This is a genomic window from Dechloromonas sp. HYN0024 (assembly GCF_003441615.1).
Classification (GTDB): Bacteria; Pseudomonadota; Gammaproteobacteria; order Burkholderiales; family Rhodocyclaceae; genus Azonexus.
The window spans coordinates 909,908-925,974 of sequence record NZ_CP031842.1 but is presented as its reverse complement, the minus strand read 5'-3'; the positions used below and the strand labels follow the sequence as shown (position 1 = coordinate 925,974).

At 60.3% G+C, this 16,067-nt stretch carries 15 protein-coding genes and 1 pseudogene; 6 read left to right on the top strand and 10 right to left on the bottom strand.

Going from position 1 to position 16,067, the window contains the following annotated elements:
• Nucleotides 1–106 precede the first annotated feature (106 nt).
• Nucleotides 107–1,009, bottom strand: a complete 903-nt coding sequence (locus tag HYN24_RS04495) for a LysR family transcriptional regulator (protein ID WP_117608146.1) — start codon at nt 1,007–1,009, stop codon at nt 107–109.
• Between the two features lie 113 nt (nt 1,010–1,122).
• Here HYN24_RS04495 and aceB point away from each other — a divergent pair, with 113 nt between their 5' ends.
• From aceB to HYN24_RS04470, 5 genes and pseudogenes are all read left to right on the top strand, one after another.
• A complete protein-coding gene (gene aceB, locus HYN24_RS04490; RefSeq protein WP_117608145.1) occupies nt 1,123–2,721 on the top strand; it encodes a malate synthase A in 1,599 nt (532 codons plus the stop codon).
• A 276-nt stretch (nt 2,722–2,997) separates the two neighbouring features.
• Nucleotides 2,998–3,354 (top strand): CidA/LrgA family protein, encoded by a 357-nt coding sequence (locus HYN24_RS04485; RefSeq protein ID WP_117608144.1) that lies wholly within the window; start codon nt 2,998–3,000, stop codon nt 3,352–3,354.
• Nucleotides 3,351–4,069, top strand: a pseudogene (locus HYN24_RS04480) (LrgB family protein). Before HYN24_RS04485 ends, HYN24_RS04480 begins: the two are co-directional and overlap by 4 nt.
• Before the next feature lie 62 nt (nt 4,070–4,131).
• Complete coding sequence (locus tag HYN24_RS04475) at nt 4,132–6,495, top strand: PAS domain S-box protein (RefSeq protein WP_117608143.1); 2,364 nt, start codon at nt 4,132–4,134, stop codon at nt 6,493–6,495.
• Entirely contained in the window at nt 6,488–7,096 is a 609-nt protein-coding gene (locus HYN24_RS04470) for a response regulator transcription factor (protein ID WP_117608142.1), read from the top strand. Before HYN24_RS04475 ends, HYN24_RS04470 begins: the two co-directional genes overlap by 8 nt.
• Nucleotides 7,097–7,117: 21 nt before the next feature.
• On the opposite strand, the gene HYN24_RS04465 is transcribed toward HYN24_RS04470, so the two are convergent.
• Together HYN24_RS04465 and HYN24_RS04460 are read right to left on the bottom strand one after the other, a co-directional pair.
• On the bottom strand, nt 7,118–7,399 hold the full coding sequence (locus HYN24_RS04465; protein ID WP_117608141.1) for a tryptophan synthase subunit beta like protein: 282 nt from the start codon (nt 7,397–7,399) through the stop codon (nt 7,118–7,120).
• A 134-nt stretch (nt 7,400–7,533) separates the two neighbouring features.
• Nucleotides 7,534–8,514 (bottom strand): ankyrin repeat domain-containing protein, encoded by a 981-nt coding sequence (locus HYN24_RS04460; RefSeq protein ID WP_162888590.1) that lies wholly within the window; start codon nt 8,512–8,514, stop codon nt 7,534–7,536.
• 91 nt (nt 8,515–8,605) lie between these two features.
• On the opposite strand from HYN24_RS04460, the gene HYN24_RS15770 reads away from it, so the two are divergent.
• Entirely contained in the window at nt 8,606–9,136 is a 531-nt protein-coding gene (locus HYN24_RS15770) for an energy transducer TonB (RefSeq protein ID WP_162888589.1), read from the top strand.
• Nucleotides 9,137–9,142: 6 nt separating this feature from the next.
• Here HYN24_RS15770 and HYN24_RS04450 read toward each other — a convergent pair whose 3' ends face one another.
• The 7 genes from HYN24_RS04450 to HYN24_RS04420 form a co-directional block, all read right to left on the bottom strand.
• Nucleotides 9,143–10,357, bottom strand: a complete 1,215-nt coding sequence (locus HYN24_RS04450) for a CaiB/BaiF CoA-transferase family protein (RefSeq protein ID WP_117608139.1) — start codon at nt 10,355–10,357, stop codon at nt 9,143–9,145.
• A gap of 1 nt (nt 10,358) precedes the next feature.
• Nucleotides 10,359–11,144, bottom strand: a complete 786-nt coding sequence (gene murI / locus HYN24_RS04445) for a glutamate racemase (protein ID WP_240327730.1) — start codon at nt 11,142–11,144, stop codon at nt 10,359–10,361.
• A gap of 120 nt (nt 11,145–11,264) precedes the next feature.
• On the bottom strand, nt 11,265–11,687 hold the full coding sequence (locus tag HYN24_RS04440; RefSeq protein WP_117610198.1) for a DsrE family protein: 423 nt from the start codon (nt 11,685–11,687) through the stop codon (nt 11,265–11,267).
• Nucleotides 11,688–11,774: 87 nt separating this feature from the next.
• Entirely contained in the window at nt 11,775–12,281 is a 507-nt protein-coding gene (locus tag HYN24_RS04435) for an RNA methyltransferase (RefSeq protein ID WP_117608137.1), read from the bottom strand.
• Nucleotides 12,282–12,285: 4 nt separating this feature from the next.
• On the bottom strand, nt 12,286–12,789 hold the full coding sequence (locus HYN24_RS04430; protein ID WP_117608136.1) for a hypothetical protein: 504 nt from the start codon (nt 12,787–12,789) through the stop codon (nt 12,286–12,288).
• 38 nt (nt 12,790–12,827) lie between these two features.
• Nucleotides 12,828–13,400 (bottom strand): hypothetical protein, encoded by a 573-nt coding sequence (locus HYN24_RS04425; protein ID WP_117608135.1) that lies wholly within the window; start codon nt 13,398–13,400, stop codon nt 12,828–12,830.
• Between the two features lie 187 nt (nt 13,401–13,587).
• The gene (locus HYN24_RS04420; protein WP_117608134.1) at nt 13,588–15,825 is read right to left on the bottom strand and encodes an NADP-dependent isocitrate dehydrogenase; all 2,238 of its coding nucleotides are present in this window, start codon (nt 15,823–15,825) and stop codon (nt 13,588–13,590) included.
• Between the last annotated feature and the right edge of the window lie 242 nt (nt 15,826–16,067).

Below are 16,067 nucleotides of genomic sequence, written 5' to 3'. Positions count from 1 at the left end.
GCCACGTGCTGCTCAATTCCGGGGGACATCAAAGCCGCTACGGCGCGGTGCCCAGAGTTCCCCGACCATCTCCCGGCAAGCCTTTCTGCAGCGTCATCTCGCCAGTTCAGCGCAACTCCCAATAGCTCGGCCGACTATAGGTTTCCTTGAGCAAATCAATGAATAGCCGTACCCGCAGCGGCAAATGCCGGCGCTGGGGAAAGACGGCGTAAATACCCATGGGCGGGGCTTGCCAGGCGTCGAGCACCGAGGTCAGTCGGCCTTCCTTCAAGTCCTGGCCGACTTCCCACAGCGAACGCCAGGCCAGACCTCGGCCGGCCAGCGCCCATTCGTGAAGGACGGCGCCATCATTGCATTCAAAACTGCCACCCACCTTGATGGTGTCGACCTGCTCACTGGCTGGATCGCGAAAGACCCAGCCGCGCTGCTGGCCGAGTGACAGGCATTCGTGCCCGACCAGATCGGCTGGCTCACGCGGCACGCCGTGAGTAACCAGATAGGCCGGGCTGGCGACGACCATGCGGCGCATTTCGCCGAGACGGACGCTGATCAGGCTGGAGTCGGTCAGCTCACCGATGCGGATGGCGCAGTCGATGTTTTCATTGACCAGATCGACCAGCCGGTCGCTCAGGTTGAGATTGACCCGGACTTCCGGGTTGGCCAGCATGAAATCGCCAACCAGCGGCGCCACGTGCTGCCGCCCGAAGCCGGATGGCGCCGAGATGCGCAGCTGGCCGCTGGCCTTGACGCTGCCAAGCGACACGGCCGCTTCGGCATTGGCCAGATCGTTGAGGGTCTTCTGGCAATCTTCCAGGAAGGCCTGGCCCTCGAAGGTAATGGTCAGCTTGCGCGTGGTGCGCAGCAATAATTTGACGCCGAGCCGCGCCTCCAGAGCATCGAGACGGCGACCGATAATCGCCGGGGTGACGCCCTCGACCCGGGCCGCCGCCGATAGACTGCCCCGAGTAGCGGCCGAAACGAAGGCTTCGATCTGTTTTAGGCGGTCCATTTCATACTTTAAGTAAAAGATGAATTGATTCTATCCGCCTTTCAAGTCTTATAGAAGAGTCTTAGAATTCGCTGCAGCGCAACATCCATTCATCACTCACTCAGGAGTTCTTCATGGCCCTCAACCTGCCCCAAGGCGTGCAAATCACCGGCCCGATCAAGCCGGGTTACGAATCGGTCCTCACTTTCGAAGCCCTCGAACTGGTCGCCAAGCTGCACCGCGCCTTCGAAGCCCGTCGCCAGGAACTCCTGAAAGCCCGCGTTGCCCGCCAGGCCCGCATTGACGCCGGCGAAATGCCTGACTTCCTGCCGGAAACCAAGGCCATCCGCGAAGGCGACTGGAAGATCGCCCCGCTGCCCAAGGCCCTGGAGCGCCGCCGCACTGAAATCACCGGCCCGGTCGAAGCCAAGATGATCATCAACGCCTTCAACTCCGGTGCTGATTCCTACATGACCGACTTCGAAGACTCGAATTCGCCCAACTGGGACAACCAGATCGTCGGCCAGATGAACCTGTACAAGGCCATCCGGCGCGAACTGTCGTTCAAGAACGAGAACGGCAAGGAATACAAGCTCAACGACCAGATCGCCACCCTGCAGATTCGTCCGCGCGGCTGGCACCTCGATGAAAAGCATGTGCTGGTCGACGGTCAGCGCGTCGGCGGCGGTATTTTCGACTTCGCCGTCGTCTTCTTCCACAACGCCAAGGAGCAGATCGCCCGCGGCGCCGGTCCCTTCTACTATCTGCCGAAGATGGAAAGCCACCTCGAAGCCCGTCTGTGGAACGACATCTTCGTCATGGCCCAGGACCATATCGGTCTGCCCCAGGGCACCATCAAGGCCACCGTGCTGATCGAAACCATCCTCGCCACCTTCGAGATGGAAGAAATCCTCTACGAACTGCGCAACCACTCGGCCGGCCTCAACGCCGGTCGCTGGGACTACATCTTCTCGTGCATCAAGAAGTTCAAGAAGAACAAGGACTTCTGCCTCGCCCAGCGCAGCGCCATCACGATGGAAGTGCCCTTCATGCGCGGCTACGCCCTCGCCCTCGTCCAGGCCTGCCACAAGCGCGGCGCCCCGGCCATGGGCGGCATGTCGGCCCTGATCCCGATCAAGAACGACCCGGTGGCCAACGAAAAGGCGCTGGCCGGCATCCGCCACGACAAGACCCGCGACGCCAACGACGGCTTCGACGGCGGCTGGGTTGCCCACCCGGGCCTCGTGCCGATCGCCATGGAAGAATTCGTCAAGGTGCTGGGCGACAAGCCGAACCAGTGGGAAAAGCAGGTCAGCGGCAACTTCGGCCCGGCCCAGTGGCTCGACTTCCAGCCGGAAACCCCGATCACCGAAGCCGGCCTGCGCAACAACATCAACGTCGGCATCCATTACCTCGGCTCCTGGCTGGCTGGTAACGGCTGCGTGCCCATCCACAACCTGATGGAAGATGCGGCTACCGCCGAAATCTCCCGCTCGCAGGTCTGGCAGTGGGTGGTTTCGCCCAAGGGCATCCTCGACGACGGCCGCAAGGTCACCGTTGAGATGGTTCGTCCGATGATCGCCGAGGAACTGGCCAAGGTGAAGGCCTTCGTCGCTGCCCAGGGCGAAGACACCGCCAGCTACGAACAGGCTGCCGTGATTTTCGACGACATGTCGCTGACCCCGGAATACCCGGAGTTCCTGACCCTGCCGCTGTACGAAGCGATGGCCTAAGCTGTCCGACAGGCACAATCGACCGCAAAGCCGGTCAACATCGAGAAAACGCCGGGACTCCCCGGCGTTTTTTTATGGCCGCAATTTTCTGCGCGGGACACGCCAATCGGCGGCGCCCCTGAGACGCTATCGATGCGCCCGTTCTGAGACCGGCAAGGGTTGTTAAGCCCTCTATCCAATACCAGCTGTACAAGATCAATCGACTTTTTGATCCATTATCAAAACATAAATTGAGCAATACACTGAACGCCTTCTGAAACATCGTGAAGGCTGCCCGTGATTTCCGCCCTCTCTGCCCTGCTCGTCTTTCAGCTCGCTGGCGAAGTACTGGCCCGCTCGCTCAACCTGCCCATTCCCGGCCCGGTCATCGGCATGCTCTTGCTGTTTCTGGCTCTGGTGCTGCGTGGCGGCCCGACGGAAGGACTGCAGACAACCAGCCAGAACCTCCTGCAACATTTGTCGCTGCTCTTCGTGCCGGCCGGCACCGGGATCATGGTGCATCTCCACCGGGTATCCGACGAATGGCTGCCACTATTGGCGTCTCTCGTTATCAGCACCCTTGCCACCCTGATTGTCACGGCACTGGTCATGAAGCTATGTCAACGCACACCAGCCACCGGAGAGCCGTCATGACCGACGAGATCAGCCAGATCTGGGTCTATCTCTCAGCCTCGCCACTGCTCGGCTTGACCATCACCCTGCTCGCCTATCAGGGTGCCTTCGCGATCTACCAACGTACCGGCAACAATCCGCTGGCCAATCCCGTGCTGATCGCCGTTTCCGCTTTGGTGATTTTTTGACCATCACCGGAACCAGCTACGAGACCTACTTCGCCGGCGCCCAGTTCGTTCATTTCCTGCTCGGCCCAGCCACCGTTGCCCTGGCTATCCCGTTGTACCTGCAATTCCGGCGGGTTCGTTCGATGCTGCTGCCGGTCCTCGCCGGCCTTCTCGTCGGCAGCCTGACCGCCATTATTTCAGCCGTCCTGGTTGCCCGCCTTCTCGGCGCCAGCACGTCCACCCAGCTTTCGCTCGCTCCCAAGTCAGTGACGACACCAATCGCCATGGGCATCGCCGAACGGATTGGCGGCATTCCGTCGCTGACGGCCGTGCTCGTCATCATCACAGGCATCCTTGGCGCTGTCGGCGCACGCTATATATTCGATGCCATCAAGGTGCGCGACCCGGCGATTCGCGGCTTTGCCATCGGCATCGCCTCGCATGGCATCGGCACCGCGCGAGCTTTTCAGGTCAATGAGCAAAGCGGTGCCTTTGCCGCGCTGGCCATGGGCATGAATGGGGCGCTCACCGCCTTGCTGGTGCCGTGGATCGCCAGCTGGCTCATATGAATGCGCCAAACCTAGGGTAAGTACCTATGGCCGATGCACGCCGGGGAGCGAAGAATTTGAGCATGCTCTTGCGCCCTCCTTCTCCGCAGCCGAAAAACACCCGGCTCTGGCTCGCCCCCTATGTCGCGATCGGCGTTTTTGCCCTGGCCATGCTCGTGCTCACCGCTCTCCTCCAATGGCGAGAGCTGGATACCGCCCGTTCTGCCCTCGAAGGTGACATGCACTGGGCAGAACGGACCATCGAAAACCGCCTGCGGGCGCATCAGGACTTCCTCGCCGAACTGGGACGTGATCAGGAGTTCAAGCAACTCACCTACGAGTCCTTCCAGGTCCGGGCCGGGCGCTATACCCGCGAAGCGCCTGAAATCCAGGCGATCATCTGGGTCGATACGGATGGCAAGGTGGAATGGGTCGCTCCCAACGAATCAACCGCTGTTTTCGTCGGCGAACAACTGACCGGCGAGCGCCTGGCCGCCCTTCAGGAAGCCATGCGCATCCGCCGACAGGTCGTTTCGGCCGACTATCGCGACGCCACCCAGCGCCCGGCGCACGACATTGTCCACCCGGTACAGCGTGGCAGCGGCGATCTCGGTGCCTTCATCGCCCTGCAATCGCTGGAAACCTTGCTGCGCACGACCTTGCCCACCGTCTTCACGACCCGCTACAACCTGACCGTGGTTGACGCACAAAACCGCGAGGTTTTGAGCAACACCTCGGTCAAGCCAACCGACCGACAGATTTCCGGCCAGATCAGTCTTGAACTGCCGAACAACCGCCTCGGCCTGAATATTGTTGCCTACCGCGCCGGCGGTGCCTGGTTGCCCTATGTTCCGGTGACGCTGATTCTCGTCCTGACGCTGATCGCCACCGTGACGCTGATCCAGCTCCGCCGGCATGCCAAGCGCCGGGCTGCTACCGAAGAGGAACTGCGCGCTGCCTACGCCTTTCGCCAGGCCATGTCGCAATCGCTCATCACCGGCCTGCGCGCCATTGACCTGGAGGGCCGGATCACCTTCGTCAATTCGGCCTTTTGCCGGATGACCGGCTATGAAGAAAGTGAGCTGGTCGGCATCAAGCCCCCCTATCCCTACTGGCCGCCGGAGGAGTTCGACCATCTGCAGCACAACATCGATACTGCCCTCGCCGGGCTGGCGCCGGCCAGCGGCTTCGAGATGCGCATCATGCGCCGGAACGGTGAGCGCTTCGACGTCCGCCTTTACTTCTCGCCCCTGATTGGCACCGATGGCCAGCAAATCGGCTGGATGGCCTCGATGAACGACATCACCGAGCCAAAGCGGGTTCGTGTTGAGCTGGAGCGCGCCCACGAACGCTTTGTCACGGTCATCGACGGCCTAGATTCCGCGGTACATGTCGCCGATGTGCAGAGCGGCGAAATCCTCTTCGCCAACCGTGCCTTCCAGAATATTTTCGGCTTCGACAGCGTCGGCCTCGACTCGGCCGAGGTCACTGCTGCCTGCCGCCCATCAGCCGATATGCTGGTTCGCGATCCGAATGAGCTGGTAGTCGACGAACTACCCTGCGAGATCTACGACGGAGAGCTCCAGCATGCTCTTTCTGGCCACTGGTACCATCTCCACGAACGCGCCATCCGTTGGGTGGACGGCCGCATTGTGCGGGTCCAGATCGGGGCCGACATTACCGACCGCAAGCACATTGACGAGGTCAACCTGCAACAGCAAAAACGCCTCGAACAGACCTCGCGGCTGATTACCATGGGTGAAATGGCCTCCTCGCTGGCCCATGAACTGAACCAGCCGTTATCGGCCATTGCCAATTACTGCGCCGGCTGCGTCAAACGCATGCAGGCCGGCAACTACAAGCTCGAAGATCTGCTGGCCGCCATGCAGAAGGCTTCAGACCAGGCCGAGCGGGCCGGCAAGATCATTCGCCGGATGCGCGACATGGTCAAAAAAGGCGACCCCAACCGGCAACCCATTGCCCTCGAAGAACTGGTCGATGAAACCCGTGCCTTCGCTGACATTGACGCCCAGCGAACCGGAACACAAATCGTCGTCGACCTGCCGGAAAATTTGCCGAAAATTGTCGTCGACCGCATCATGATCGAACAGGTACTGCTCAATCTCTTCAAAAACGGCATTGAGGCCATGAGCGATGTGCCGGTCGAACGCCGGCAGCTGACCTTGCAGGCGCATCGCCTGGACGAACGCCTACTGGAGATCACCGTGGCTGACCATGGGCATGGGTTGGATGAGGCGGACTGTGAAAAGATTTTCGCCCCCTTCTACACCACCAAGGCGGAAGGCATGGGCATTGGACTGGCGATCTGCCGTTCGATCATCGAGTTTCATCAAGGCCGACTGTGGGTAGAACCTCGTCGCGAAGGAGGCTCCATATTCCATTTCACCGTCCCGATCGAGGAAGAAAACGAGGATAACGATGAGTGAACTGAAGCAAACGATTTACGTCGTCGATGACGACGAGGCCATGCGCGACTCGATGACCTGGCTGCTGGAAGGCGAAGGCTACGTCGTGGCCTGTTTCGACTCGGCCGAGAGTTTTCTCGGTGCCCGACATGACGGGATGCGTGGCTGCCTGATCCTCGATGTCCGGATGCCGGAAATGAGCGGCCTCGAACTGCACGAAAAACTGGATGCCCTCGGCTCGCAACTACCGGTCATCTTCGTGACCGGACATGGCGATGTGCCGATGGCCGTCTCCGCCCTGCAGCGGGGGGCCTGCGATTTCATTGAAAAACCCTTCCACAACGAAGACCTGCTGTCACGCATCGTCCGGGCGCTCGAACTCGACCGCCAGCTATCCGCCCGCCGTCAGCGCGACGGGGCGATCAGCCACCGCCTCGATCAGCTGACCCAGCGCGAACGTGAGGTCATGAAACTGGTCGTCGCCGGCAAGCTCAACAAGCAGATCGCCGATGAACTCAACATCAGCATGAAAACGGTCGAGGCCCACCGGGCGAGGGTCATGGAAAAAATGGGGGTGCGGACCCTGGCCGAACTGGTCAAGTCCGTGATGACCATCAACTAGTCGGGCAAAAGGGCGAAGAAATCAGAGGGGAATGATGTCGTCGCCGCCAGCGCCGAAATTACCCTCGAACTGCTTCAACTGACGCACTTCCTTGCGACGCATCAGCTTGTCCTGGACCTTGGGCGGCAGATCGGTAAACAGGATGAGATCCTTGGCGATGAGCAGTTCGATGGTGTCCTCGATGACCCGGACGAAATCCCGGTCCAGCACATCGAGTTCATTCTGTCGCCAGCGCTCGTGAATGAATTGCAAGACCTCGGGATTATCGGCCGACATGGCTTCTCTGGCCTCACCCAGCGGCATGGGATGCAATTCACAGACTTTGCCTCTACCATCTCGCGCCACGTAAAGCATGCCGACTCCCCTCTCTGTTATTCGACCAAGTCTGCATGAGCTGATCGCAATTTGCAATTAAACCCAGCTGGCGCGACAAAAACTCAATAATTTTTGACCGGCACTTTGGCTGGCATTTTTGGTGTCCCGAAATAGGTCGCAGGCGGCGCTTTGAAACCCGCCGGCTTGCCACTGTCATCATACACGATGGTCGCCGATTGCTCCTGCGGCTTCTTGCGGCTGGCGGTAATTTCCATCGTCGCAGCCCGCGCCGGCTTGGCGCGATCCATTTCAGCGCGCACGATACGCATCCGCTCGGTGGCGATACGCTTGTCGATGGCGGTCGGCGACATACCGCGTTCAACCAGTTTCTCGCGCATGCTCAGCAATTCCTCCAATTCCTTCGAGCTGCGCATTGAACGGACTGGCTCCCCCCATTTTTCCTTGGGCTGGCTCACCGCAATATTGAACTCCTCGGGATTGCTGACCATGCGGGCGATTTCCAGACGATCATGGCGCATCGCCCACTCCAGTGCGCCATCACCCCAGTCGTTCCGGGGCGTGCGATCAGCCCCTTTTTCGATCAGTTTGCGGGCGAGTGCTGTCTTGCCTTCATAGACCGCCATCATCAGCACCGACGAACCATTGGTGCTCTGGGCATTGATGTCAGCCCCCTGGGCGATGAGAAAATCGGACACCTCGGCATGCCCGGCAAATACCGCGTAATGCAGGGCCGACCATTTCCGGCGCGGTGCATTGATGCGGGCACCATTGTCGAGCAACCACTTGACCACCTCGAGATTGCCGCGCCAGGCAGCCAGCGCAATGGCCGATTCGCCATTGGCGTTCAACTTGTTGATATCAGCGCCACGTGCCAAGAACAGGCGCATCAGATCGAGTTTGCCTTCCCAGGCACCGATCATCAGACCCGTGCCGATTCGGCTACCCATGAAATCAGGCGACATACCCTCATCGAGCCAGCGTTCCGCCTGCCTGACATCGCCAAGTTCCATGTTGATGGTAAAAGCCACCGGGTCCGGCAAGGCTGAAAAAACCGGTAGCGAAGCCGTCAGCAGCAGCCCCATCGCGCTTATCATTGCAAACCGTCTTTTTACAGTTAGTCTCATTGCGAGTCTCATTGCTTTTCCATTGCCTCTGGCCAGCCCTCATTTTCTCATGACCCGGATCGATTACCGGCTTTTTGCGGCGCTGGCGTTGTCGCTGCTCCTGCATATATTGCCCCTGTTGCCAGCCATTGACTTTGGTCCGAAGCCGCCACCCTCGCCCCCCCCGATGAACGCCGAGCTACGGACGCCCGCTGCAACCCCACCGCTGAGCCTGCCGGAGCAACCCAAACCAAACAGCGAAGCGCCGACCAGAGAAGCCAAACCGCCTGCCAAATCAAGTAACAAAGCGGCCAACCTGCCGGCAAAGACGTGGCCCCAAGCCGTCCGTGAACATCTCAAGAAACTCGACCAGGCCGGCCAGTTCTATCCACCCGAAGCCATCGCCCGAGGACTGGAAGGCGAAGTGCAGATCCTGCTCATCATCGATGAAGCCGGCAAGGTCAGTGCCGCCCGGGTTGAACAGGGTAGCGGCCACCCCCTGCTCGATGAGGCCGCGTTGCGCGCCGTCCGTTCGCTCCAGTCCCTGCCGGCCGACGCGCCGCGTCAGGTCGTCCTGCCCGTCCGTTTCCGGCTGCGCTAGGGGCGGCTAAACCGCACCGACGGCCCGCAAGGTGACAATGCTTTCCGGCGAATAGCCGAGACTGCCCAGCACTTCATCGGTATGTGCGCCGAGCGCAGCCCCCAGCCATTCGGTACTACCCGGCGTTTCCGACAGTTTCGGCACGATGCCGGGAATCCTGAACTCCTTGCCGTCCGGCAGGCTGGCCGATTCAAACATCTGACGGGCGATGAATTGGGGATCGGCAAACATGTCCACTGCCGAATAAACGCGGGACGAAGGCACTTCCGCCGCCGCCAGGATGGTCAGCACCTCGGCTTCGTCGTGCTCGGCAGCCCAGCTGTCGATCAGTGCGTAAATCTCGTCGCGCCGAGCATCGCGCCCGGCATTGTCAGCCAGTGCCGAATCATCGGCCAGATCAGCGCGACCGATGGCCCGCATGAAACGCCGGAAGATAGCGTCGCCATTGGCCCCAATCGTCACATGCTTGCCATCCCTGGTGGTATGGGTACTTGATGGGGTGATGCCCGGCATGATGTTGCCGGTTCGCTCGCGCACGAAGCCGAAGACGTCGAACTCCGGGACCATCGACTCCATCATGGCGAAAACCGCCTCGTAGAGGGCCACATCAACCACCTGCCCGGCCCCGCCATTGACTTCGCGATGACGGAGCGCCATCAATGCGCCAATCGCCCCCCACAGCGCAGCAATCGAATCACCGATGGAAATCCCGGTGCGCACCGGCGGACGGTCGGGAAAGCCGGTGATGTAGCGCAGACCGCCCATCGACTCGCCAACCGCACCGAAACCCGGCTGATCCTTGTACGGCCCGGTCTGCCCGAAGCCGGAAAGACGGACCATGACCAGCCCCGGATTGTCGGCTTTCAGGGCCTCCCAGCTAAGACCGAGCTTTTCCAGCACGCCTGGTCGAAAATTTTCGACCAGGATATCGGCCCCGGCGATGAGTTGGCGGACAAATTCACGCCCCTCGGGATGTTTGAGATTGGCCGTCACCGATTTCTTGTTGCGTCCCTGCACCGCCCACCACAAGGACGTACCTTCGTAGAGCTTGCGCCACTTGCGCAGCGGGTCGCCACCATCGGGAGACTCGACCTTGATCACCTCGGCACCAAACTCGCCCATGATGCGGGTACAGAACGGCCCGGCAATCAGCGTCCCGAGTTCGACCACCTTGAGGCCGGCCAGCGGCTTTTGCCCCCCATCTCCTTGCGCCCCTGTCATCTCAAGGCTCCCAGTGTTCTATGTTCAGTTTGTGCCCGAACAGGCGGTCGACCGTGGCGATCACCGTGGCCGGCGCACCGCTCGTCGCCACCGTCATGCGGCCTTCGCCGCCGCCGAGCAGGCTGCCCGCTGCCAGCAGGCGTTCAAGCTGACGCGCCACTGGCTCGCCGGTATCAAGCAAGGTCGTCCCGACCGGCATGCGCTGGGCAATCGCCGCTGCCACCCACGGGTAATGCGTGCAGCCGAGCACCACGACATCCGCCGCCGCAGCGGCCAGCGGTGCCACAAATGTATCGAGCAAGCTGGCTACCCGCGGGCTGTCCGGCCCCTCGGCCTCAATCGCTTCGGCCAGCCCCGGACAAGCCTGGGCAATCACCCGATGCTGGTTGGCATGGTTGCCGACCAGCCGCTGAAACCGCTCGCTCTCCAGTGTCCGCGTCGTCGCCAGCACCCCGATGACCCCACTTCGGGTCAGCGCCACCGCCGGCTTGACGCCCGGCTCCAGGGCCACGACAGGCAAATCGACGGCCGCCCGAATCGCCTCAGCGGCAGCTGCCGTCGCCGTATTGCAGGCAATCACCAGCGCCTTGGCCCCGCGCCGTACCAGCGCCCTGGCGATCAGCACACCACGGTCGCGCAGGAAGGCCTCGGGGCGGTCACCGTAGGGCAAAAACCGGGTATCGGCAAAATAGAAGAAATCTTCCTGCGGCAGCCGCTCGCGCAAGGCGCTTAGTACCGTCAGGCCGCCGAGACCGGAATCGAAAACGGCGATGGGATGGGAAGTCAAATGGGCATCCAGAAGTTGAACCAATGCCTGTTCATCAATATTGTCCGCTGACCATTCGAGGCAGACACTTGGGCTGGCGAAACCGCCCCATACCAGGGGCGATCATCGCCAGACACCGGCTTAGTAGGTCAACACCTTGACGTTGCCCTGCAGCATGTAAGCAGCCACTTCGGGCGGCTTGGCAACACTGATCCCCTCCAGCAGGTCAGTCGGCTTGAGATCAGCATTGGGCAGGAACAGGGCGCAGACTTCAACCTTGGCTCCGGCTTTCATCAAAGCCTGGAGCATCTGGTTGGGGGTAACGTTCCTCGGCTTGAGAACGGTGCCTTCCTTCCCCTTGACGGCGAGTTGCCCGCCTTCGCTGCAGAGCAATACGCGGACGCCAGATTTCTGCTCCTGTGCCTGGGTGGCCAAAACGAACGCCATGCCCTGGGTTTGCGCATTCCCCGAATTGACCATCACCAGCAAATCAGAAGGCGCATCGGCCAATACCGGCTGAGCAAAGGCAAACCCGACGGCCAGCGTGACAAACAGTTTTTTCATGGTGCACTCCCGTTGACTGAGAAAAAGATAAATGCCGTCGCCGATCATATGACATTTACCGGCAGAAATAGGCCGCGCTTCGACATTTTACGCCCCCCCGGATTCGGCTGTGAAGCGACGGCCAGCCGCCTTCAGCATGCGGTCATAAAGCACCACATTGACTGTCGCAGCGAGATTCATGCAGCCGTGCGTCGGAATGTACACAATATCGCGACACCACGAGGTAACGTTCTTTTTGAGGCTGCCATCCTCCGGGCCGAAGATGTAAAAGGCGCGTTCGGGGTGCTGATATTCGGTGAGCGGTTTGGCATCCGGATGCACTTCGATGGCGACCGGGACACAACCAAAGGGGATGACCTGCTGCAGGTCATCGACACCGATCAGCGGCAGTTGCAGGTGAACCTGCTTGGTGTCGGTACGAAACTCGACGGCGCGCTCATACCGTTTGCCGGTATAGAAAACACTATTGACGCCGTAGCAACCGGCGGCGCGCATGATCGAGCCGACGTTTTCCGGGCCTTTTGGGTTGTAAAGGCCGATGCATGAATAGCCGGTGTAGCTCTGCACGGCCTGTTTTCGGGTGATGGTTTCCATGTGCTTATTCGGGCTGGCGAAATTCGTCGGCAATCCAGGCTGTAGCGCTGGCAGAACTGAGCTTGAAGTTCGGCCCGACACGCACCGCAGCCAGTGGTTCACCATCGGCATCTTCGGCCGACAGCGTGGCGTAGGGATCATCTTCGTCGGGAACAATGTCAAGGCTGACCAGAATCGGCCGGCCGTCGGCCTCGATGGTAAGTTTTCGGTGCAGCTGCGCATAGAGCTGATGTTCGTGCCGGCGCAGGACCTCCGAGGCGGTCTTGATCAGGGTCTGAAAAGCCGAAACATCGAGCGGCTTGGGGTTTTTCTTGTCGCGCCCCATGGTCCACGGACCGACCAGGGCCGGTTCGGCCTCGCCGTCCTTGATCATTTCAACGGCCCAACCCTCGTCCTCTTCATTCTTGATGACGCGGGCCGTCCAGCCGTTGTTGCGCCACAGGCGCGGCTCATTGATGACGTCGGATGCTTCGGCGTCGACAGTTTCGATTGTTGCGATGTGAGTCATGCCCGAATTGTACGTCCCGACCGGGCGTCAACGCCCAACTACAGCGCGCGTGAAGCCTGACTCGCTTCGATTTCAAGATGACAGGGGGCCAGCAGCAGATGCGCCAGATGCTCCGGATCGTTGGAGCCCATGCGTTCGGCAAAAGCGCTCAGCCGTACATCGTTGGCCTCAGCCAGGGCGACCAGCAGCAATCGTGCAGCTTCGCGCGGATTCGCCCCACCCGGCAGGTAGCCCGGCCAGTCCTTGTAATGAGCCAGCAACTGGGCCTTGTGATCGAGATAGAGCGGAGAAGTCAGCGTGTAGTCGAATTCGGCCTGCCGGGCTGCGATCTCGGCATCGATTTCGGCATCGGTCTGCTGATAGCGGGCCTTTTCGGCGTCTGTCCAGTGTGGTTTTTCGCCGTGCTTTTCGCGCAGGGTGGCGAAAGTGCTGTCGAGGACGATCTGCGAATGGGTGGACGCATCCCGAAAGACATGCACCATGTCCTTGCCGTGTCCTTCCTTGCCCACATAGCGCATACCGGCCGTGATGCGCCGGGGATTGAAACGGAACTGACGGGCGCAGGCAGCCCGCAAGAGGTCGAACAGTTCGTTGATTTTGGCCGGATTCACGGATATTCCCCTGTATTTATTGACGACGGCAAGATACCGCCTGGTGGGCAAGCTGACCGGCCCATTGTCTGCCGACAGCATACGCTTCCGATCAGCCGCCCCGGACGCCAAGCCAAAAAAAAGCGAAGACCGGTCGGGTCTTCGCTTTTTCTGGTCCGGCGCGCCAGCGCCGGGAAAGTCTGCTCGCTTAGCCGCGAGCCGCCTTCAGTGCGGCATTCAGCGTCGGGCTCGGACGCATCACGGCCTTGCACTTCTCGGCATCAGCCTTGTAGTAGCCACCGATATCGACCGGCTTGCCCTGCACCGACTTCATCTCGGCAACGATCTGGCCTTCGTTGTCGGACAGCGTCTTGGCCAGCGTCGCAAACTTGGCGGCCAGTTCCTTGTCCTCGGTCTGAGCAGCCAGTTCCTGCGACCAGTACATGGCGAGGTAGAACTGCGAACCACGATTGTCCAGTTCGCCAGTCTTCGGCGACGGCGACTTGTTGTTGTCGAGCAGCTTGCCGGTAGCGGCGTCGAGGGTCTTGGCGAGAAGGACGGCGCGCTTGTTACCTTCCTTGATGCCGAGTTCTTCGAGCGAAACGGCGAGGGCCAGGAATTCGCCCAGCGAATCCCAACGCAGGTGGTTTTCCTGGGTCAGCTGCTGGACGTGCTTCGGAGCCGAACCGCCAGCACCGGTTTCGTACATGCCGCCGCCGTTCATCAGCGGAACGATGGAGAGCATCTTGGCCGAGGTGCCCAGTTCCATGATCGGGAACAGGTCGGTTAGGTAATCACGCAGGATGTTGCCGGTCACCGAGATGGTGTCAAGGCCACGGGCGACGCGCTCGAGGGTGTAACGCATGGCGCGAACCTGCGACATGATCTGAATGTCGAGACCGCTGGTGTCGTGATCCTTGAGGTACTTCTGGACCTTCTTGATCAGCTCGTTTTCGTGCGGACGATAGCTGTCCAGCCAGAAAATGGCCGGCATGCCGGACTGGCGGGCACGGGTCACGGCGAGCTTGACCCAATCGCGGATCGGCGCATCCTTGACCTGACACATACGCCAGATGTCGCCCTGTTCAACGTTTTGCGTCAGCAGCACTTCGCCGGTAGCGTTATCGACGATGTTGGCGATGCCGTCTTCAGCAATTTCGAAGGTCTTGTCGTGCGAGCCGTATTCTTCGGCCTGCTGGGCCATCAGGCCGACGTTGGGGACGGTGCCCATGGTCTTCGGATCGAAGTTGCCATGCCATTTGACGAAATTGATCATCTCCTGGTAAATGCGGGCAAAGGTCGATTCCGGCATGACGCACTTGCTGTCGTACTGCTTGCCGTCAGCGCCCCACATCTTGCCGCCCTGGCGGATCATGGCCGGCATCGAGGCGTCGACGATGATGTCGTTGGGCGAATGGAAGTTGGTGATGCCCTTGGCCGAATCGACCATGGCCAGACGCGGACGGTGTTCCTGACAGGCGTGCAGGTCGCGGATGATCTCGTCGCGCTTGGATTCCGGCAGGTTCTTGATCTTGTCGTACAGATCGACCATGCCGTTATTGACGTTGATGCCCAGCTCGGCAAAGGTCTTGCCATGCTTTTCGAAGGCTTCCTTGTAGTAAATCTTGACGCAATGGCCGAAAACGATGGGGTGCGAGACCTTCATCATCGTCGCCTTGACGTGCAGCGAGAAGAGGATGCCGGACTGGCGGCAGTCTTCCAGTTGGGCTTCGTAGAAGTCGCAGAGTGCCTTCTTGCTCATGAACATCGAGTCAATGATCTCGCCTTCAAGCAGGGAGAGCTTCGGCTTCAACACGGTGGTCTTGCCACCCTTGGCGATGATTTCCATGCGGACTTCACGGGCCTTGTCGAGGGTCATCGACTTTTCACCGTGGTAGAAGTCGCCGTGTTCCATGTGCGAAACGTGGGTCTGCGACCATTGTTTCCATTCGCCCATGGAGTGCGGACGCTTCTTGGCGTAATTCTTGACGGCGCCCGGAGCACGGCGGTCGGAGTTGCCTTCGCGCAGCACCGGATTGACTGCGGAGCCGAGACACTTGCCGAAGCGGGCCTTGAGGGCCTTTTCTTCGTCCGTATTGGCGCTTTCCGGGTAATCGGGGATCTTGTAGCCCTTTTCCTGCAGTTCCTTGACGCAGGCCTTGAGCTGCGCCACCGAAGCCGAGATGTTGGGCAGCTTGATGATGTTGGTTTCCGGCAGCAGGCAGCGCTTGCCCAACTCGCCAAGGGTATTCGGGACTTTCTGATCGTCCGGCAGGAACTCGGAGAATTCGGAGAGAACACGTGCCGACACGGAGATGTCAGCCTTCTCGATTTCGATGCCAGCCGGGGCTGTGAAACTGCGCACGATGGGCAGGAATGCACAGGTTGCCAGCAGCGGTGCCTCGTCCGTCAGCGTGTAAATGATCTTTGATTTTCCACCAGCCATGTATATCCCCTTGCAATGGATTGAGTTATTGGCGCCAGTCTTGCCGGCCCCTTATAAAAACCGAAGTACAGCAGGAAAACTTCAAGTATCGTCGCCCTGCGATTCTCAGTCAACGAAACGACATTTCACGTTGCGGTGCGGGCCTTTTTTGGCCGGCTCCATGCCCACTTATTCGGCACAGAGAACCCCATCGCCGGTGGGCGATGTCGGCGATTTTTCTTCTATTCACAGCACCTGCATTT